14 protein-coding genes, 1 tRNA gene and 1 pseudogene are annotated in these 19,289 nt (G+C 73.6%); 6 read left to right on the plus strand and 10 right to left on the minus strand.

Annotated elements, in window-relative coordinates:
- Window positions 1-49 precede the first annotated feature (49 nt).
- A complete protein-coding gene (locus tag ACL02R_RS13365; RefSeq protein ID WP_412797094.1) occupies window positions 50-1,465 on the plus strand; it encodes a PLP-dependent aminotransferase family protein in 1,416 nt (471 codons plus the stop codon).
- Window positions 1,466-1,512: 47 nt separating this feature from the next.
- Here ACL02R_RS13365 and ACL02R_RS13370 read toward each other — a convergent pair whose 3' ends face one another.
- Both ACL02R_RS13370 and ACL02R_RS13375 read right to left on the minus strand, forming a co-directional pair.
- Window positions 1,513-2,544, minus strand: a complete 1,032-nt coding sequence (locus ACL02R_RS13370) for a zinc-dependent alcohol dehydrogenase family protein (RefSeq protein WP_412797095.1) — start codon at window positions 2,542-2,544, stop codon at window positions 1,513-1,515.
- Between the two features lie 5 nt (window positions 2,545-2,549).
- A complete protein-coding gene (locus ACL02R_RS13375) occupies window positions 2,550-2,972 on the minus strand; it encodes a hypothetical protein (RefSeq protein ID WP_412797096.1) in 423 nt (140 codons plus the stop codon).
- Window positions 2,973-3,096: 124 nt separating this feature from the next.
- On the opposite strand from ACL02R_RS13375, the gene ACL02R_RS13380 reads away from it, so the two are divergent.
- From ACL02R_RS13380 to ACL02R_RS13395, 4 genes are all read left to right on the plus strand, one after another.
- Window positions 3,097-3,900 carry a helix-turn-helix domain-containing protein gene (locus ACL02R_RS13380; RefSeq protein WP_412797097.1) on the plus strand — a complete coding sequence of 268 codons (804 nt, stop codon included), beginning with the start codon at window positions 3,097-3,099 and terminating at the stop codon, window positions 3,898-3,900.
- 152 nt (window positions 3,901-4,052) lie between these two features.
- Window positions 4,053-4,661, plus strand: a complete 609-nt coding sequence (locus ACL02R_RS13385; protein ID WP_412797098.1) for a dihydrofolate reductase family protein — start codon at window positions 4,053-4,055, stop codon at window positions 4,659-4,661.
- Between the two features lie 55 nt (window positions 4,662-4,716).
- On the plus strand, window positions 4,717-5,040 hold the full coding sequence (locus ACL02R_RS13390; RefSeq protein WP_412797099.1) for a YciI family protein: 324 nt from the start codon (window positions 4,717-4,719) through the stop codon (window positions 5,038-5,040).
- On the plus strand, window positions 5,037-6,296 hold the full coding sequence (locus ACL02R_RS13395; protein ID WP_412797100.1) for an RNA polymerase sigma factor: 1,260 nt from the start codon (window positions 5,037-5,039) through the stop codon (window positions 6,294-6,296). Before ACL02R_RS13390 ends, ACL02R_RS13395 begins: the two co-directional genes overlap by 4 nt.
- Before the next feature lie 497 nt (window positions 6,297-6,793).
- On the opposite strand, the gene ACL02R_RS13400 is transcribed toward ACL02R_RS13395, so the two are convergent.
- Entirely contained in the window at window positions 6,794-7,312 is a 519-nt protein-coding gene (locus ACL02R_RS13400; RefSeq protein ID WP_412797101.1) for a hypothetical protein, read from the minus strand.
- A 317-nt stretch (window positions 7,313-7,629) separates the two neighbouring features.
- Between ACL02R_RS13400 and ACL02R_RS13405 the strand changes: the two genes are divergently transcribed.
- A complete protein-coding gene (locus ACL02R_RS13405; protein ID WP_412797144.1) occupies window positions 7,630-9,216 on the plus strand; it encodes a translation initiation factor 2 in 1,587 nt (528 codons plus the stop codon).
- Between the two features lie 28 nt (window positions 9,217-9,244).
- On the opposite strand, the gene ACL02R_RS13410 is transcribed toward ACL02R_RS13405, so the two are convergent.
- The 7 genes and pseudogenes from ACL02R_RS13410 to tmk all read right to left on the minus strand — a co-directional run bounded on the left by ACL02R_RS13410 (window position 9,245) and on the right by tmk (window position 19,220).
- Window positions 9,245-11,281, minus strand: a complete 2,037-nt coding sequence (locus ACL02R_RS13410; protein ID WP_412797102.1) for an NB-ARC domain-containing protein — start codon at window positions 11,279-11,281, stop codon at window positions 9,245-9,247.
- A gap of 698 nt (window positions 11,282-11,979) precedes the next feature.
- Window positions 11,980-12,056: transfer RNA gene (locus ACL02R_RS13415), tRNA-Thr, on the minus strand.
- 40 nt (window positions 12,057-12,096) lie between these two features.
- Window positions 12,097-12,303, minus strand: a complete 207-nt coding sequence (locus tag ACL02R_RS13420) for a zf-HC2 domain-containing protein (RefSeq protein ID WP_412797103.1) — start codon at window positions 12,301-12,303, stop codon at window positions 12,097-12,099.
- 18 nt (window positions 12,304-12,321) lie between these two features.
- On the minus strand, window positions 12,322-13,923 hold the full coding sequence (locus tag ACL02R_RS13425) for an alpha/beta hydrolase (protein ID WP_412797104.1): 1,602 nt from the start codon (window positions 13,921-13,923) through the stop codon (window positions 12,322-12,324).
- A 91-nt stretch (window positions 13,924-14,014) separates the two neighbouring features.
- On the minus strand, window positions 14,015-15,217 hold the full coding sequence (locus tag ACL02R_RS13430) for a DNA polymerase III subunit delta' (RefSeq protein WP_412797105.1): 1,203 nt from the start codon (window positions 15,215-15,217) through the stop codon (window positions 14,015-14,017).
- Between the two features lie 530 nt (window positions 15,218-15,747).
- A pseudogene (locus ACL02R_RS13435) lies at window positions 15,748-16,135 on the minus strand (transposase); the annotation flags it as partial.
- 154 nt (window positions 16,136-16,289) lie between these two features.
- The gene (gene tmk / locus ACL02R_RS13440) at window positions 16,290-19,220 is read right to left on the minus strand and encodes a dTMP kinase (protein WP_412797106.1); all 2,931 of its coding nucleotides are present in this window, start codon (window positions 19,218-19,220) and stop codon (window positions 16,290-16,292) included.
- Window positions 19,221-19,289 lie beyond the last annotated feature (69 nt).

The raw sequence follows: 19,289 nt of genomic DNA on the forward strand, positions 1-19,289 counted from the left end.
CGTGACACCGTTTGGGCCATACCACTTCGCTGCTCATGGAGAAGACCACTTGCCGTGGCACCTCGTGCTCACCGTCGACCGCGGCGCGCGCCTGCCGCTCACCGTCCAGGTGCGCAACGGGCTCCGCGCCCTGATCGAGGACACGACCCTGTGGCCCGGCACCCGCCTGCCGTCCACCCGCCAGCTCGCCGCCGACCTCGGCGTCTCCCGCAGCGTGGTGGTGGAGGCGTACGAGCAGCTGTCCGCCGAAGGCTACCTGGAGACGCGGGCCGGCTCGGGCACCACCGTCTCGGCCCGCGCCGCCTCGCACGACACCTCCTCCACCCTCGTCACCGACGACCCGGAGCCGCTGCCCGAGGCGGTGTGCGACCTGCGCACCGGCACGTCCAACGTCGTGGACTTCCCCCGCCAGGAGTGGATCCGCTGCGTCACCGCCGTGGTCAACGGGGCGGGCCGCCAGGAGCTCGGCTACTCGCCCCCGGCGGGCGTGCCGCTGACCCGGCGCGTGCTGACCGGCTACCTCGGGCGCGTGCGCGGCGTGCGCGTGCGCCCCGAAGACCTCATGATGACGGCCGGGTTCGCGCAGGGCCTCGCCCTGATCTGCGCGGTCCTGCTCGACCGGGGCCACACCGCGCTCGGCGTGGAGGACCCCGGGCACCCGGGCGAGCGCGAGTTCATCACCAGCGCGGGCCTGCGGCCGGTCGGCATCCCGGTGGACGAGGACGGCCTGCGCGTGGACCTGCTGGAGGAGAGCGGCGTACGGGCCGTGCTCGTCACGCCTGGCAACCAGTTCCCCACCGGCGTACGCCTCGCGCCCGACCGGCGCGAACGCCTCGTCGCCTGGGCGCGCGCGGTGGACGGCTATGTCATCGAGGACGACTTCGACAGCTCGTTCCTCCACCGCGCCGACCGGCTCCCGTCGTTACAGAGTCTGGCGCCCGACCGGGTGGTGTACGCCGGGAGCGCGAGCAAGGCACTCGCGCCCGCCCTCCGCCTCGGCTGGCTGGCCGCCCCCTCCGAGCTGATGGCGTCGGTCGAAGGGGTACGCGCCGGCTGGGACATAGGCTGCTCGGGCCTCGAACAGCTCGCCTTCACCCGCTTCGTGGACACCGGCGGCTTCGACCGGCACCAGCGCGCGCTGCGCGCCGAATTCCACCGCCGCCGCCAGGTCCTGCGCCAGCACGCCGCCACCCACCTCCCCGGCAGCCGCCTCCTGGGCAGGAACAGCGGACTCCAGGGCTACCTGGAACTCCCCCCGGGCACCGACGAAACCGCCCTGGTCCGCACAGCACGCCGCCACCACGTCCTGGTCCGAGGCGGTCAGTTCTACTCCCTGACCCCAACACCCCGACGCCCCCCGGCACTGGTGATCAGCTACGCGACCACACCCCCACAAACCCTGACCCGAGCCCTGACCACCCTCACCACCGCCTACACCGAGACCACCACCCGCCAGGGCCTGTAGCGAGTGGTGATCAACGGTGGCCGGGTGAGGCGCGCGGGTGGAGCCGGCTATCCGATGCTGATGACCACCTTCCCGAACGGGCCGGCCGACTCGTAGTACCTGTACGCTTCCACGGCCTCTTCGAACGGGAACACCTGGTCGAGGACCGGTCGGAGCCGATGCGCGGTGATGGCGGCGTTCATCGCGACGAACTGGGCACGACTGCCGACGGCCGGTGCGCGGACCGTGGCGGCGACGCCGAACAGCAGACGGGAATCGACCGGTGGCCACTTGCCGGTGACCGACCCGACGAAGGCGACGTGTCCGTCGACGGCGAGCGACTTCAGCGACTGCTCCAGCGTCCCGGCGGTGTCGACGACACGGTCGACGCCTCGCCCGGCGATGAGTTCACGAGTGGCGGTGTGCCAGTCCGGGACGTCGCGGTAGTTGATCACCTCGTCGGCTCCCAGATCGCGGAGGCGCTGCTCCTTGTCCGCGCGGCTTGTCGTGGCGATCACTCTCGCGCCCAGGAGTCTGGCGAACTGCACCGCGAACAGCGACACGCCGCCGGAGCCGGTGGCCAGCACGGTCTGTCCGCGCCGGACTCCGCGGCCGTCGCCGGTCAGGGCGTTCCACGCCGTGACGGCGGCGCAGGGAAGAGTCGCCGCCTCGGCGTACGAGAGGTGGCCGGGGACGGGCACGAGGGCGTCCTCGGGGAGGACGGCCAGTTCGGTCAGCATTCCGTCGAGCGACCCGCCCAGTTGCGGCAGGTGCGCCGGTTCCAGCGGGCCGTCCAGCCACCGCGGGAACAGCGCCGCGGTGACGCGGTCACCCGGGCGTACCCGCCGGACGTCCGGCCCGACCGCGACGACCTCGCCGGCACCGTCCGAGACCGGTATGACGTCGGGCTTGACGGGCAGCACGTACTCCCCCCGCAGCACCAGAAGTTCGCGGAAGCTGAGTGAAGCGGCACGGACCGCGACCGCGACCTCACGCCTCCCCGGTGTGCGTGGTGCCGCCGTACGCAGTGAGAGGCCCTCGACACCGCCGCCGGTGGTGGCGTGGTAGCTGCGCACCATCGACGGGAGTGTCTCCGTCAACGCGCTCATCCCTCGATGAACTGGTAGTCGCCGACGATGCGGCCGTCCGGGCCGAGCATGAGGATCTCCAGCCCGACGCCGGCGATCCCGTCACCGTCCCGGTGCGCCATCTCCCAGTGGAACCTGACGACGTCGTGGAGCCGGTCGGCGTTGCCGCGTGACCGGAAGACGAAGGTGCCCGGCGCGACGAACTCCTCGTAGGCGCGCGTCACCCGGAACTCCAACGCGCCGTGCCCGCGCGCCTCCAGCACGAGACGGTCGAAGCCCAGCCCCTCGGCGGTCCGCCGGATCTCCTCGGGGGGCTGGAGCACGTGGACCGCGTCGGCGGACCACAGCTCGCGGACCGCGGCGCGGCGGCGCTCGGCATCGGGTTCGTTCCATACGGCGACGTAGCGGTCGGTGAGGTCGTGGATGTCGATGTCAGCCATGGCTGATCCCCTCGCTTGCCTGCGAATGGCCGGTGTGTGCCGACGACCTTGCTGCGCCGGCCGCCGCGCGGCAATTCCTCGCGGGGAATGGTGGATCAGCGGCCGGTCGGGTTACACAGGAGGGGTGAGCAGCGAACCGACCAGAGGCGGGCTCGCCGGAGCGTTGCGCGAGTGGCGCACCCGGCGGCGCGTCAGCCAACTGGAACTGGCCATGCGTGCCGGAACGACGCAGCGGCACGTCAGCTTCATCGAGAGCGGGCGGTCGATCCCCGGCCGATCGATGATCATCCGGCTGGGCGAATCCCTGGAGGTGCCGATCCGCGAGCGCAACGAACTGCTCCTCGCGGCCGGATTCGCCCCGGTCTACCCGCGGACCAGCCTGGACGACCCCCGGCTCGAACCGATCCGCACCGCCCTCGAACGGATTCTGCACGGCCACCTGCCGTACCCCGCGGTGGTCGTCGACCGGCACGGCGACCTCGTCTCGGCCAACGCCGCCTTCCGCGCCCTCACCGCCGGCGCGGCCCCCCACCTGCTCGTACCGCCGGTGAGCGTCCCCCGGGTGCTGCTGCATCCGCAGGGCCTCGCGCCCCGCATCATCAACCGCGACGAGTGGGCGTGGCACATCATCGACCGCGTCCAGGCCGAGAGCGTGCGCAACCCGGACGACCGCCTCCGACGCCTGGCCCGCGAGCTCACCGACCTGGCGCCCCCACGCCCGCGCGACTCACCGCACCACCTCGGCTTCGCCGTCCCCCTGCGGCTCCGGGCGGCCGACCCGGCCGACGACAGGGAGCTGACCCTCATCACCACGCTCACCCATTTCGGCACCGCTGTCGACGTCACCGTCGCCGAACTGCGCCTTGAGGCGTTCCTGCCGGCCGACCAGACGACCAGTGCCCTGCTGGCCGAAACCCTCAAGCGGTGACCGATCCGCCCGCCCCCCACCCGTTTGCCGGCGAGGCCCGGAAAAAATCTTCCGAAGAAACCCGGGAGGCGGTGTCGGATCGGGGCGGTCGCGTTCGTAGGAGAGGTGAGAGCGCCCACCAGGGGCGCCGCCAGGGCAGAGGGACCACGATCATGAAGCTCACGACCATGACCCAGATCACCGTCGATGGAGTGATGCAGGGGAACGGCGCCACGTCGGACGACCGCAGGAACGGATTCGAGCGCGGCGGCTGGGCCCTGGGGAAGGGCGACGACGAGACCAGGGCGTACATCACGCGGACCTACCAGCGCGCGGAGGCGTTCCTGTTCGGCCGGCGCACCTACGAGCTGTTCGCCGGCTCCTGGGGATCGATCGACCAGATGCGCGCGCACCCCATCGGTGTGGCCTTGAACGCGGCCCCCAAGTACGTCGCCTCGACCACGCTCACCGCGCCGCGCTGGGCGGACACGACCGTTGTCGGCGGCGACCTCGTCGCGGCCGTCCGTGAGCTGAAGGCCAGGCCGGGGGGCGAGCTCCAGGTGCACGGCAGCGGCGTCCTGATCCAGTGGCTGCTGGAGAACGACCTGGTCGACGAGATGACCCTGATCGTGATACCGGTGGTCGTCGGCCAGGGCGCGCGGCTGTTTCCGGAGACCGGCCCGGATCTCGCGCTCGACCTGGTCGAGTCGCGGGTCGACTCGAAGGGCGTGACGATCCAGGTCCACCGGCCGTCCGGGCGCCCGCAGTACGCGGCGGCCTGAAGCCCCCGGCCACCGGACGGTGCTGTCCCGACACGACAGGAGATGATCCTCAGACATGCGGTACCTGGTTTCCGTGATCGATGACAAGGCCAACCCCGGCAGCACGGACAGGCAGCGTGCCATCAGCGCGTTCAACGAGCGGCTGATGGCCGAGGGCCACTGGGTCTTCGCGGGCGGACTCGCGGACACCGACGCGGCCACGGTCGTCGACAACCGGGGCGAGCGGGCGGTGTTCAGCGACGGGCCCTTCGTGGAGTCGAAGGAGTACCTCGCCGGCGTCTGGGTGTGGGAAGCCCCTGACCTGGATGTGGCGCTCCGGCTCGCCACCGAGGCGTCGAGGATCTGCGATCGGAAGATCGAGGTGCGGCCGTTCCTGTGAGCGACGCCGAGGAGGCGGTCACCCGGGCCCACCGCGACGAGTGGGCGCGGGTGGTTGCCGCCCTGACCAAGCGTTTCGGCGACCTCGACATCGCCGAGGAGGCAGCGGCCGACGCGTTCACGACCGCCGTCGAGCGGTGGCCGGCCGACGGCGTACCCGCCAATCCCGGGGCCTGGCTGACCACCACCGCCCACCGCAAGGCCATCGACCGGATCCGGCGCGAGAACAAGCGCGACGACAAGCACTGGGAGGCTCGGATGGCTTTCCACGACGACCCGCCCGCGCCTCCCGGCCCCATCGACGACGACCGGCTCAGGCTGATCTTCACGTGCTGCCACCCGGCGCTGGCGACGGAGGCCCGCGTGGCGCTGACGCTGCGCATCGTCGGCGGTCTGACCGTGCCCGAGATCGCCCGTGCCTTCCTGGTGTCCGAGACCGCCATGGAGCGGCGGATCACCCGGGCGAAGACCAAGATCAAAGCGGCGCGCATCCCCTACCGCATCCCGTCCGCCGAGGATCTCCCGGCCCGCGTCTCGGGAGTACTCACCGTCCTCTTCCTCATCTTCAACGAGGGGTACCTGCCGACCGGCCCCGACACCGATCCCCTGCGTCCCGGCCTCACCGCCGAGGCGATCCGGCTCACCCGCCTGATCCTGACCCTCCTGCCGGAGGACGGCGAGGCGGCCGGACTGCTGGCGCTGATGCTGCTCATCGAGGCCCGCCGTCCCGCCCGGGTGTCGGCAGGCGGCGAACTGGTCTCTCTCGACGAGCAGGACCGCGGAGCGTGGGACGTGGCGCTGATCGCCGAGGGGCACCGGCTGGTACGCGAGCGCCTCGCCGCTGCCGCCGCCGGGGTGGCTCCGGGCCGCTACCAGATCCTCGCGGCGATCAACGCCGTGCACACCTCCGCCCGGGACATGCGCGACACGGACTGGTCGCAGGTCGTCGCCCTCTACGACCAGCTCGTCCGCGTCGATCCCTCGCCCGTCGTCGCCCTGAACCGGGCCATCGCGGTCGCCGAGCTGGACGGCCCCGAGGTGGGACTGGCGGCCACCGAGCGTCTCGATCACAGGCTGGCCGGCTATCACGCCTACCACGCCACCCGCGCGGACCTCCTGCGCAGGCTGGGCCGCAGCCGGGAGTCGCGAGCGGCCTACGACAGAGCCATCGAACTGGCGGGCAACACAGCCGAAACCGCCTACCTGACCCGCCGCCGCGACCAACTGGGCCGGCGCTCACCCGAGTCGCCGACGTGAAGAGCCGGACGGCGCACCACGGATGTCGGACGACAGCTGTCCGGAGCCTTCTCGGAGCCGCCCGAGGGAATCGAATCCTTACCCGGTGCGGTAGCGGATGCACGGCATGCACCCATCACCCCAGGGCCAGGAACAGGTCGTACCCTCCTCCGGAACGGCCGGCCCAGCCGTTCGGTCGCTGAACTTCCCCCTCACTGCGGCACCCGGTCCGGCATGGCCGCAGGCCCCGGCCCGGCGGGCTGCGCCGTCCGTACAGGGAAGGCGACGCCACCGGGGATGCGCACCCGCTGGAAGATCACACCGTGGTTCACCCCACCGCGCCCGCACCGCCTGGGCACCCGCCTCGGCCGCCGCCCGAGGAACCGTGCCGGCCCACCCCGCACCCGTCCCCACGCGTCCGAGACCATCAGCCCGACCAGCGTCGGCGCGCCCGACACGGCCAGAGCCGCCAACTCGGCCGGCGCTCCGCCGGAGGAGGAGAGAACGGGCCCGGTCTCTCAGCCGGCCGCAGCCCCGCCGTGCACAGCCCGCTGCGCCTCCGCCACGAAGGCCAGCTTCGCCTGGTGCAGTTCGTCGGGCGTCCCATGGCGCCGCAGGCAGTCGGCGAGACGACCCGCAGCCGCGGCGGCCTCGGCCGGCCCTTCCAGGACGACTCCGCCGAGGGCCCGCTGGAACAGGACTTCATCGCCGGCGTTCCCCCGCCCTGTCCGCTCGGTCAGCATTCTCGCCTCCGCGGCTCCGAGGAATTCCGCGTAAACCTGTCGCCGGAGCGCGAGCGCCCGCTGCGCGGCTTCCCCCTGCAAGGTCATCCGGACCGACGCGAGCAGCGCGTCGGCCTGCCGGTCCCCCGCATGACGGGCCGCCGCGGCTTGCCGGATGCCGGCACTCCGGGTGTACCAGCCTGTGACGATGCCGCCGGCGATCGCCGATCCCGAGGCAATCAGCGTGATAGCCCATTCACTCATTCCGCCATCTTCCCGATCCCCCGCGGAATCCGACAAGGCGGCGCCGCTCACGTCCGATCCAGCACCTCAGGCATGGATGCCACGATCGGTACCATCGGGTCATGTCGCCGGACGATGCATCCGAATCCGCCCCGATCAGTCGGAAAATGACACTTTCCCCGAACTCGCCAAGTAGAATGGACACTCGGGCGACGGGCGACGGGCGACGGGCGACGGGCGACGGGCGACGGGCGACGGGCGACGGGCGACGGGCGACGGGCGACGGGCGACGGGCGACGGGCGACGGGCGACGGGCGACGGGCGACGGGCGACGGGCGGTACTGCTCGCCGCACGGTCAGCAGTGGCCCTGTACCGCCTGCTCGACGTCATGCCCGCCTTCTCCGGCGACGACCGGATCACCCGCCTCTTCACCCTGGTACCCGGCTCCGACTTCGGCGTCGACACCCTCGCCGCCATCGAGGCGGTCGGCGGCCGTACAGTCCCCTGGGCCGAGGCGTGCGCGACCACCTACGACCTGGTGCTCACCTCAAGCCCGAAGGGCGATCTCCCCCTGCTCAGCGGCAGGCACGTGCTGCTGCCGCACGGCGCCGGATACAACAAGTCGATCCCCGGCGAGAACGCCGACTCCGCGTCCGGCCTCGACCCCGCGCTGCTCCGGCGCGACGGCGGCGCTCCGATAGCCCTGCACGCCCTCGCCCACCCCAGCCAGGTAGCCAGGCTCGCCGTCGGCGACACGCGTCTCGCCCACCGGGCGAAGGTGGTCGGGGACCCCACTCTGGACCGCGCCCTCGCCTCGCGCCCGCTCCGCGACCACTACCGGTCCGCGCTCAGGACCGGCCCCCGCACACTGCTCGCGATCGTCTCGACATGGGGACGCGAGTCCCTCCTGCGGCGACGCCCCGGCCTGCCTGCCCAGCTGGCGGCCCACCTTCCCCACGACGAGTTCCAGCTGGCCCTGGTGGTCCACCCCAACGAGCACAGCCGGCTCGGCACGTACGAGCTGGCCGAGATGCTGGCGCCCGCCCTCGACGCGGGACTGGTCCTGGCCGCTCCGCACGAGGAGTGGGCCTCGGTGCTGATCGCGGCGGACGCGCTGATCACCGACCACGGGTCAGCGGCCCTGTACTACTGCGGCGTCGCGGACCGTCCCGTGGTGGGCTCCTATCCCGGCGGGGCCGAACTGATCGCGGACAGCCCGATGCACACCCTCCTGCGCCGGATACCGCGCCTCGGCGCCGCCGAGACCGTGCGGGACGCGTTGCGGGCGTACGTGCCAGGTACCGGACGCGCGGCAGCGGACGCGGCGTTCACGTTCCAGGGCGACGGGCTGCACCGGCTGCGCACCGAGCTGTACGCCCTCCTGGACCTCACCCCGCCAGGTCCCGGCAGTCCGCTCAGACCACTGCCCGCTCCCCGGCCGGCCGGCCGTTCCCCCAGAGGGTTCGACGTCCACGCCGAGGTCACCGTGCAAGGCGTACGCCTCGTGCGGCGTCCCGTCGGCCTCGCGGCGCCGGGACACCATCTCGCCGCGGAGTACGGCGCCGCCGACGAGGGCCTGACGCGCTCCGCCGGCCTGTTGTACCGCCGCCCCCTCCCGACGTCCGCCACCGAGGCGGAACTGTCCTGGACCGCGGACGGGTGGGCCAGGTATGCCCTGTCCGCGTACCCGGGTTGCCGCTCGGCCGCGGCGATCCTGCCCACCCCGGGGACGTGCCTGCTCAGAACGCGCGGTCAGGACCGCCCCTGCCTCCTCCGGACCGAACCGGAGGACGACGGGAACGGCCGGCTCGCCCGCCCCGACCCGGCCGCCATCGCGTCGGCCGTCCACGCCTGGCTGCTCGCCCAGCCCGCGCGCCCGCCCCTGCCCGCGCGCCTGACCTGCCACATCGGCGGCCGCGACTACTCCGTCCTGATCCGTCCGGCCTCCGGCGGAGAAGCCGCGCAGCTGGTCTGAACGCCACCCGCCGTCCGGCGCGACGCGCTCAGACCGTCCCGTCCTCCTGGCCGTCGTCGAGCCCGTTGCGCCGCCGGATGTCGCGGGCCGCCGCACGGTGTTCCGCGGCTTCGCCCGCCCGCCCCTCCGCCTCGGCCAGTCCGGTCATCGCGTCGTGGACACGGGCCTGGTCGAAGCCGGAGCCCCGGCCCCGGGCGCTCCGCAGCGACTGCTCGTACAACGGCCGTGCCTCCTCCGTACGCCCGAGCGCGCACAGGACTCCGGCGAGCGCGAAGCCCGTACGCCGCGTCATCCGCTCGCGGCGCAGCTCCGCGGCCCCGGCGTGCGCCTCGGACAGCAGGGTGTACGCCGCCTCCGCCTCGCCGAGCGCCGCCCTGGCTTCGCCCAGCCGGTAGGTCTGGAGCATGGCCCCGTAGGGGTTCGGGATGGCCAGATGCATCTCACGGGACCGGGCGAAGTCGGCCGCGGCCGCCCGCCAGTCACCGCTCACGCTCCTGAGCATCCCCCGGAACTCGATGAGCGAGGCACCGAGCTTGCGATCCCGGGCGCTGTCCCCGAGCAGCCCGAGAACGGCCTCGGCCCCGTCGAGTTCACGCCCGGCCTCGTCCAGCAGACCGGCTTCCCACAGGTGACGCGCGAGCTGACAGCGCGTCCGCACGAGCCATGCCGCGTTCCCGCCGTGCCGGACGGCGGAGGCCACGGCGAGGCGGAAGACCCCGACCACGTCGGACTGGTGCGGATGGTCGAGCGCGTACGTCCACACCGGCTCGGACAGCGCCACCACCTCGGCGTCAAGTCCTCGCCCGTGAGCCATCCGTACGGCGGCGAGCAGCGTGTGGCGTTCCTCGTACAGCCAGCGCGAAGCGGCTTCGGCCCGCTCGGTCCTGGCCGCGTCGTCCACCGCCTCGTCGGGGTCCGCCAGCGGCACGTCCGGTGCGCCGGGCACGGCGGCGTACTCCGCCGAGACGATCAGCCGCCGGCCGGCGGCGAACCGGTCCGCCCGCTGCCCCTGCCGGACCATCCAGCGCAGCACCCGCGTCTGGCCCTCGCCCACCTCCCCCTCGGCGGCGTCCTGGCGCGACCGGCGCAGCGCGTGTCCGCGCAACGGCCCCGGCAGCCGCATCCGCCCGTCCCCCGAGCCCGGCAGGAAGCGCGGGTCGAGTAATCCGGCTCCGTGCAGTTCCTCAAGTGACTCCTCACACGCCTCCTGGCCGAGCCCCAGCAGCGCGGTGGCGGACTCGACGGTGAAGGCCGCTCCGGGATGGTGCGGCAGCAGGCGGTAGAGCAGCCGCCCCTGGCGGGACAGACCCTCGTACACGGTGTCCCAGACCCGCGCCACGTCGGGCACGCCCTTCTCCTCCAGCTCACCCCGCAACTGCGGGATCAGCCGGGAGAGCGGGCGCAGCCGGTGCCCGCGCACCCACCGCCCGGCGGCGTGCAGGGCCGCCGGCAGCCCCTCGCACATCCGCACCAGCGTCCGCACCGCCTCGGGCTCGGCGGCCAGCCGGGCGTCCTGGACGACGAGCCCGAGCAGCTCCGCGGCGTCCCGCTCCTCCAGGGGCGGCAGCGTCAGACCGAGGGAGGCGCCGTCCGCCACGTCGTGGAGCGGACCGTGGCTGGTGACGACCACCAGGCACCCACCGGACGCGGGAAGGAGCGGAACGACCTCCGAGGCGTACCGCGCGTTGTCCACGACCAGGATCAGCCGCGCGTCGGACGTCACGTTCCAGTACTGCCGGCACCGCGCCTTGAACTGGGCGGCGACGAGCTGCGGTTCCACCCCGAGGGACTCCAGCAGCTGCGCCAGGGCGTCCCCCGGGTCGAGCACGCCGCCCAGCCGGAAGTCGTCCAGATCCACCGCCAGGACCCCGCCGGGGAAACGGGCGCGGTGCGCGCGGGCGATCAGATGCGCCAGCTCCGTCTTCCCGATCCCGCCCGGCCCGTCGAGCGCCACGACCAGCGGCCTGGAACGCCCCCGCCATTCCCGCACCGCACGCAGCACCCGCTCCCGCTGCTCCTCACGATCGACGAAGTACGCCGGCTCCGGCGGAAGCTCCACCCTCATGCGACCCCTCCCCTACCTCTCGCCCGACTGTCAACGCACTCCTTACTCCCCAGCCGACCATACCGACAACCAAGAACTCCATAGACGCAGTTCGAGGGCTACTCTGCCGGAGACCCGTACTCCACACCCCCGCAGGCGCACACCTGTCGGAACACCTCGCGGCCTTCCTCCGCCGACGTCCGGGGTGGCGACCGAGCCGTACCAGCCGGACTGGCCGCCGAGGAACTGCGGCTCCACGGCCGGGCTCACCACACGGCTCACCCTCAAGTGGCGCGACGAGAAGGCCGCCAGGTCCCTGCGCCAGGCTGCGCACGCCCAAGGCACAGCGGCTCATCGACAAAACACCGCCACCGGGCGGATCGACGAAACCGCCGCTCCGCCCCGGGCGCCGTACCTTCGTTCTCCTGATCCTGAAGGAGGCGCACCATGTCACCCCGGGCACGCCCAACCAGATCCACGCCGTCGCTTCCCACATCGAGCCCCGGCACTTCCTGCCCGCCACCCCACACAACAGCTACCAGAACAAAAGAAGCCCAGGCCAGAAGATTTCTGTCCTGGGCTTTCCCAAGCCGCCTAAGGGAATCGAACCTTTGACCTACGCATTACGATGCACAGACGGACGGTGCCCGAATTGCCGAGATTCCAAGGTCATCCGGAACAAGAAACCCCAGGTCAGAGGCCTGACCTGGGGCTCACCATGGAGCCGCCTAAGGGAATCGAACCCTTGACCTACGCATTACGAGTGCGTCGCTCTGGCCGACTGAGCTAAGGCGGCGGGTGCTGGGTGCCCTGGTGGGGGTGCAGCGGTGGTTAGTCTACACAGGTTCGGGGGGTGCACCTGAACGGCGGCGGCGGAGCAGGTCGTCCGTCGCCTCGCGCAGGGTGCGGACGCGCTTCGACCAGCGGCGGCAGTCCTCGCAGGTGGCCAGGTGCGTGTCCAGTTCCTGGTCGGTGACCTCGCGGGGAGAGAGGTCACCCTCGATGCGCGCCGATATGGCGGTGCGGTAGCGGATGCACGGCATGAACCCATCATTCCAGGGTCAGGAACAGGTCGTGCCCTCCGCCGGAACGGTTCCTTCCACCAGGTACGCGTTGACCGCGTCGTCCACGCAGGTGCTGTTGCCGCCGTACGCGCCGTGGCCGTCGCCGTCGTACGTCAGGAGCGTCGCGGACTCCAGCTGCTCGGCGAGGCCCTCGGCCCATTCGTACGGGGTGGCGGGGTCGCGCAGGGTGCCGACGACCAGGATGTCGGCGGCCCCGGAGGCCGCGATGCTGACCGGGTGCCCCGTCGGCTCCACCGGCCAGGCGCCGCACACCAGCGTGGCCCACGCGAAGTCGCGGCCGAAGGTCGGGGACGCCTCCTCGTAGGAGGCGAGGGAGGCGCGGACGTCGTCCTGTGTCTCGTTGCCCGCCGGGCTGTCGAGGCAGCTGATGGCGGGGAAGGCGTACGAGCTGGTGTCGTACGAGCCGTCCGGGCCCCGCTCGTTGTAGCTGTCGGCGAGGGCGAGGAGGCCGGAGCCGTCGCCGTCCTCGATGGCCTGGGCGAGGGAGTTGCGCAGGTCGCCCCACAGGAACACGGCGTAGAGCGCGCTGGAGACGCCGGTCGTGGCGAGCGACTCGGTGAGCGGGCGCTCCGGGTCGCCGCTCGGCAGCGGCTCGGCGTCCACCTGGGCGAAGAAGTCGAGCATGGCCTCGGACGCCCCGTCCACGCCGCTGTCGCCGAGCGGGCAGTCGTCGTAGGTCAGGCAGTCCTCGGCGAACGAGCGGAACGCCGTCTCGAAGCCGCCCGCCTGCTCCCGGTCGGTGTCGAGGGTGGGCAGGCGCGGGTCCACCGCGGCGTCGAGCACGAGGTGCCCCGCGCGCTGCGGGAAGAGGCCAGCGTAGACGGCGCCGAGCTTGGTGCCGTAGGAGAAGCCGAGGTAGTGCAGCCGCTCGTCGCCGAACGCGGCGCGCACGATGTCCATGTCGCGGGCGGTCTCGATGGTGGAGATGTGCTCCAGGAGGTCGCCCGAGTTCTCAGCGCACGCCGCGGTGAACTCCTCCATGGCTGCGACGAGCGCGTCCCCCTCCTCCTCGGAGTCGGGCGTGCGGTCGACCAGGGTGTAGTCGTCCATCGCCTCGCCGGTCAGGCACTCGACGGGCTCGCTGCCGCCCGTGCCGCGCGGGTCGATGGCCCCGAGGTCGTAGCGGTCCAGCGTCTCGGACGGGAACGCGGCGTCCCCCCAGCTCTGGACGAAGTCGACGGCGGACGCGCCGGGGCCGCCCGGGTTCATCAGCAGCGTGCCGATCCGCCCGTCCCGCTCGGACGTCTCCAGCCGGGTCACGCGCAGCCCGATGTCCTGCCCCGCGCCGGCGGCGTCGTAGTCGAGCGGGACGGTCACCGTGGCGCATTCGAAGCCGGAACCGCCGCAGGGGCTCCAGGACAGCTCCTGGTCGTAGTACGGCCTGAGGTCGTCGGGGATCGCCTCGGGCAGCGGTTCCAGGGGTGGCGCGTCGGCCGCCGCCCCGTCCGTCGACTCGCCGCCGCCCGCCGGGGTGCGCTCCGGGGCGCGCTCGTCCGGGCGGTCGTCCGACGAACAGCCCGCCGCGAGGAGCGCCGTGGCGGCGGCCAGCGCGGTCAGGGCCTGACGGGTTTTGCGCATGTTTCCCCCGTATAGCTGCGTGTGTGCCTCGACGTGGAGCGTAGCCCGTACGCGCTGCCCGGCACATACCGCCCGCCGCGCGGGGCGCGTCTCAGCGCAGCGCCATGGTCATCGCCTCCACGGCGAGGAGCGGCGCGACGTTGCGGTCGAGCGCGCGGCGGCAGTCCAGGATGGCCTCCATGCGGCGCAGGGTCCGCGCGGGCCCGCCGACGGCCGCGATCCGTTCGACGGCCGCGGCGCTCTCCCCGCCCGCGAGTCCGGCCGCCGAGCCCAACTGGCGTGCCAGCACGTCCCGGTAGAACGCCGAGAGGTCGGTGAGGGCGAGGTCGAGGGCGTCGCGCTGGGCGCGGGTGGCGCGGCGCTTCTGCCGCTCCTCCAGGTCCTTCATGACGCCCGCCGTGCCCCGGGGCATGCGCTTGCCGTCGGTGGCGCCGAGGGCGGCGCGCAGCTCCTCGGTCTCCTTCTCGTCCCGTTCCTCGGCGAGCTGCTTGGCGTCCTCGGCGGCGGTGTCCACGAGTTCCTGCGCCGCGCGCAGACAGCCGCCGACATCGGTGAGACGCTCGGGGAGCCGCAGCACGGCGAGCCGCCGCGTACGCGCCCGCTCGTCCGTGGCGAGCCGCCGGGCGCGCGCCAGGTGCCCCTGGGTGGCCTGGGCAGCGGCGTGGGCGACGTCCGGCTCGATGCCGTCACGCCGTATGAGCGCGTCGGCGACCGCGGCGACGGGCGGGGTGCGCAGCGACAGCTGGCGGCAGCGCGAGCGGATGGTCGGCAGCACGTCCTCGATGGAGGGCGCGCACAGCAGCCACACCGTGCGGGGCGCGGGCTCCTCGACGGCCTTCAGCAGCACGTTGCCCGCGCCTTCGGTGAGGCGGTCCGCGTCTTCGAGGACGATGACCTGCCACCGGCCGCCCGCCGGGGACAGCTGGGCGCGGCGGACGAGGTCGCGCGTCTCCTTGACACCGATGGTGAGCAGGTCGGTGCGGATGACCTCGACATCGGCGTGCGTCCCGATGAGCGCCGTGTGGCAGCCGTCGCAGAAGCCGCAGCCGGGCTGCCCGCCGAGGGCGCGGTCGGGGCTGACGCACTGGAGCGCGGCGGCGAACGCCCGCGCCGCCTCGGCGCGGCCCGACCCGGGCGGACCGGTGAACAGCCACGCGTGCGTCATCGCCGAACCGGACAGCTCCGGCTCCTCGCCGCGCCCGGCAGCGGTGACATAGGCGTCGGCGTCCCGGGCGGCGGCGCCCAGCTGTGCCGTCACCCGGTCCTGGCCGACCAGGTCGTCCCAGACCGTCATCGTTCACTCCATCCCGGCGGGCGGCGGGTGCCGTCCGCCGCAGCCCATTCTGCGGCACGGCACTGACAGCGCCCGTACGGCCCGGGGACGCGGCCCCGGTGTTCGGCCGCCTTCCGGCTTCGCGTTCGAAGGAGTACGCGCCCGGCGGGCCGTCCCCGGCGGGCGTGGGAACGGGCCGAACGGGCGGTGGCCGGCGGGGTCCTGGAGGACACGGCCGGAGGGTCCGGGCCCGGCCGGGAGGGGAACCCCTCGGAGCCGCACGAGGCGCCGTCCCGCGCCGCAGCGCTGACCGCGCGCGTCGCGGCGGGCCGGACGGGAGTGGTCGCCGTGAAGGGCTTCGTCACCGGCCGGACCCCGACGTCCGAAGGCCCGCCACCCCGGCAACCGGCCGCGGTCCGGCAGCGGAACAGATCGCATTCCGCGGGATCGGCGCGGCAGGAAGCCCCGGGCCCCGGGCCGGCTCGGGGGGTGCCTCTATGTCTTTCGTCAAGGTGTCTCTGTCGGGTTTGGGGTGGTTCGGGTTGTTGGGGTTATGCGGCGAGGTCGACGTTCTTTGGTGTCCCGGATTCGTAGGAGGTGCCGTCGCGGAGCATGGCGAACAGGAACGCTGATGCGTTGGCGGGCGAGGCGGAGGAGGGCTTGGGTGTGGGTCTTGCCGCGGGCTCTCTGTTTGTCGTAGTAGGCGCGGGAAGCCGGGTCGGCGTTCATGCAGGCGAAGGCGGACAGGAACATCGCGCGTTTGAGTTGCCGGTTTCCTCCTCGGGGCGCGTGTTCGAGGTGGGCGGCGGTGGGGAGGCTGGTGCCGTCGCCGACGGTGACCAGCAGGACGGCGGCGGTCCTGACGCCGACGCCGGGCATCGAGGTCAGGACCGGGGAAAGAGGGTGGGCCTCCAGCAGGGTGTTGATCCGGGCTTCCATTCCCGGGGCAGCGCGTACCGGCCTGAAGGAGGAACCGCGACGCATCCGGGGCCACCGCGTCGTCGCACCGGGCGGAGCCCCATCTGCGGCGAAACGGCGGCGGCCGGGGCGGGGGGTTCCCGTCCCGGCCGCCGGCCGTCGCCGTCGTAGTGGCTCAGCGCCGCCCGCGACCGCCCTTGCCGTCCTCGTCGTCCGGCTCGTCGTCGTACCCCCCACGCGGGCCGAGGAGTTCGTCGGCCAGCGTCGGCACGTCGTCCAGCGGCGTCTCCTCCGCCCACTGCGGGCGGCGGCGCGCCGCCCCGGCACCGTCCTCGTCCACGCGCGGCAGCGGCCTGGTGTCGCCCGCCGCGCCAGGCGCTGCGTCGTCCGCACGCGGGATGACCGCCGTCTCCTCGCTGTCCTGGCCGCCGGGCTCGACGGGACGCGGGATCTGCTGGGTCTCGGCGGTCGAACGCGGGATCTGCTGCGTCTCCGCGTCGTCCGCCGCCGCCAGGCGGGCCTGCTCGGCGCGCAGCAGCGCCTCCTCCGCCTTCCGCTGCTTCTCGCGGCGCCGCTCCTCGGCCTGCGCGCGCAGCCGGGCCTCCTCCTCGGCCTCGCGGCGGCGCCGTTCCTCCTCCTCGCGCCGCAGCCGCTCCTCCGCCTCGCGGCGGCGGCGCTCCTCCTCGGCGCGGCGACGCGCCTCCTCGGCACGGAGCCTGGCCTCCTCGGCGAGGCGCGCCTCCTCGGCCAGCCGGCGTTCCTCCGCCTCGCGGCGGAGCCGCTCCTCCTCGGCGGCGCGCAGGCGGGCCAGTTCCTCCTGGCGCTCGCGCTCCCTGCGCGCCTCCTCCTCGGCACGCTGCCGCTCCTCCTCGGCCCGGCGGCGTGCCTCCTCCTCGGCGCGGCGGCGTGCCTCCTCGCGCGCCCTGACCTCGGCCTCGGACAGCGGCAGCACCTGGTCGAGGCGGTGCCGCGCGGCGGTCGTGACGGACTCGGGGTCCTGCCCGGCGTCCACGACGAGGTAACGGGCCGGGTCGGACGCCGCCAGCGCCAGGAACCCGGCGCGCACCCGCTGGTGGAACTCGGCCGACTCCGACTCAAGGCGGTCCGGCGCCTCGGTGAACCGCTCGCGCGCCGTCTCGGGCGACACGTCGAGCAGCACCGTCAGGTGCGGCACCAGGCCGCCGGTCGCCCAGCGGGAGATGCGGGCGACCTCGGTCGGCGACAGGTCGCGGCCCGCGCCCTGGTAGGCGACGGACGAGTCGACGTAGCGGTCGCTGATGACGACGGCGCCGCGCTCCAGGGTGGGGCGGATGACGGAGTCGACGTGCTCCGCGCGGTCGGCGGCGTACAGCAGGGCCTCGGCCCGGTGCGACAGGCCGCCGGACGAGACGTCGAGCAGGATCGTCCGCAGCCGCTGCCCGATCGGCGTGGCGCCCGGCTCTCGGGTGACGACGACCTCGTGGCCCTTGGCGCGGATCCAGTCGGCCAGCGCCTCGGTCTGGGTGGACTTGCCCGCGCCGTCGCCGCCCTCGACGGCGATGAAGAAGCCGGTGGGCGCGGGCGCGCCGACCGGGTCGGCGCCTCCGGCGGGCGTGCGGACGGCCTCGGCGAGGTCGCGGCGCAGCGACCGGCCGCGCCGGTCGTCGGCCCGGCCGAGCACGACGGCGGCGACGGGCAGCAGCAGCACGCCGACGATCATCAGCGTGAACGCGGCGCCGCCGTGCTCCAGCGTGAAGCGGCCGCGCTCGACCCGGTGCGGGCCGATCAGCGCGGCGGCCAGCGGCGCGAGGACGGCGCACAGCGCGACGACCACGCGGACGACGGCGTGCAGGTGCTGCGTGAGCCGGGGCCTGCGGAAGTCCTCGGTCTCCTGGTCGAGCAGGACATGGCCCGTGTGCGCGGCGACACCGGCGGCGAGGCCGGTCGCGGCGGCGGTGAACAGGATGGTGGCCGGGTCGGAGATCAGGCCGACGCCGAAGACGCCGAGGCCGGTCAGGGCCAGCGCGAGGGCGAACAGCCGCCGCCGCGACAGCGTCGGCAGCGTCAGCGGGGCGAGCCGCACCCCGGCGGCGACGCCCCCGGTGAGCCCGAGGACCAGCAGGCCGAACGCGACCGGCCCGCCGCCCAGGTCGGCGACGCGCAGGACACCGACGCCGACGGCCGCGGCGACCGCCCCGGCGACGGCGGCGCAGCCGAGGACCAGGACGCCGATCGCGCCCGTACGGCCCTTGTCCGGGTCGGTACCGGCGGCGGGGCGGCGCAGGCCTTCGAGGGGGGAGACGGGACCGCGCGGCGCCGTTCCCGGCAGCCGCAGGCCGTAGAGGACGGAGATCCCGGCGGCGAAGAATCCGGCGGCGACGTACGAGGCCAGCGCGGCCTGGTGCGTGCCGAACCAGTCGAGTCCGGTCGCCAGCAGGTTGCTGACCAGCGCGGCGCCGACGAGGGCCAGCGCCGCGAACGGCAGCGCCAGGAAGCCGCCGCGCAACCACAGGCGGCGCAGCGCCTCGTGATGGTCGGGCAGCGGGCGGACGGCGGCGCCCTCGGGCGGCGGGGGCGGCAGGAGTGCCGGGGCGACGCTGTCGCGCGCGGCGGTCCACACCCGTTCGGCCAGGCCGGTCAGGAAGACGGTGACGAGCAGGTAGACGTACGCGCTGGTGGGGGTCCAGTCGATCCACAGGGGGGCCACGATCAGCAGCGCGGCCCGTACGCCGTCCGCGCCGATCATGGTCCAGCGGCGGTCGAGCGGCCCGGCGGGCGCGAGGAGTCCGGCCAGCGGGCCGAGGAGCAGGACGCCGGACAGCAGCGTGGCCGCCAGGCGGACGGCCAGCGTGAGGGTCACGGCGAGGGCGACGCCCCGGTACTCGCCGCCGAACAGCGGGTCGCCGCCATCCTCCGGCAGGTACAACGCGGCCTGCACGGTGAGCAGGAGAAACACCAGCACCGACAGGGCGTCGCCGATACCGCCGGTGAACTGCGCCTCCCACAGCCGCCGCAGCGCCGGGACCTGAAGGAGCGTCCGGCGCGCGCGTTCACGGGAATCCGCGGCGAGTGCCTCGTCCGTGGCGCGCCAGGTGGGGTCAACCTCTGGTTGCTCTGCTCGCGTCATTCGGCCAGCGTAACGTTCGGCACGGACAACGGTCCCACCCGCCCGAACATGCGCCCGGACGCGCCGGTC

It is taken from the genome of Streptomyces sp. MS19 (assembly GCF_047200595.1).
Classification (GTDB): Bacteria; Actinomycetota; Actinomycetes; order Streptomycetales; family Streptomycetaceae; genus Streptomyces.

Excerpts from the sequence above, each read along its gene's own strand:
- tmk (WP_412797106.1), bottom strand. The coding sequence starts at position 19,220 with ATGACGCGAGCAGAGCAACCAGAGGTTGACCCCACCTGGCGCGCCACG.
- ACL02R_RS13430 (WP_412797105.1), bottom strand. The coding sequence starts at position 15,217 with ATGACGGTCTGGGACGACCTGGTCGGCCAGGACCGGGTGACGGCACAG.
- ACL02R_RS13390 (WP_412797099.1), top strand. The coding sequence starts at position 4,717 with ATGCGGTACCTGGTTTCCGTGATCGATGACAAGGCCAACCCCGGCAGC.
- ACL02R_RS13420 (WP_412797103.1), bottom strand. The coding sequence starts at position 12,303 with ATGCCGTGCATCCGCTACCGCACCGCCATATCGGCGCGCATCGAGGGT.
- ACL02R_RS13410 (WP_412797102.1), bottom strand. The coding sequence starts at position 11,281 with ATGAGGGTGGAGCTTCCGCCGGAGCCGGCGTACTTCGTCGATCGTGAG.
- ACL02R_RS13405 (WP_412797144.1), top strand. The coding sequence starts at position 7,630 with ATGCCCGCCTTCTCCGGCGACGACCGGATCACCCGCCTCTTCACCCTG.
- ACL02R_RS13375 (WP_412797096.1), bottom strand. The coding sequence starts at position 2,972 with ATGGCTGACATCGACATCCACGACCTCACCGACCGCTACGTCGCCGTA.
- ACL02R_RS13425 (WP_412797104.1), bottom strand. The coding sequence starts at position 13,923 with ATGCGCAAAACCCGTCAGGCCCTGACCGCGCTGGCCGCCGCCACGGCG.
- ACL02R_RS13385 (WP_412797098.1), top strand. The coding sequence starts at position 4,053 with ATGAAGCTCACGACCATGACCCAGATCACCGTCGATGGAGTGATGCAG.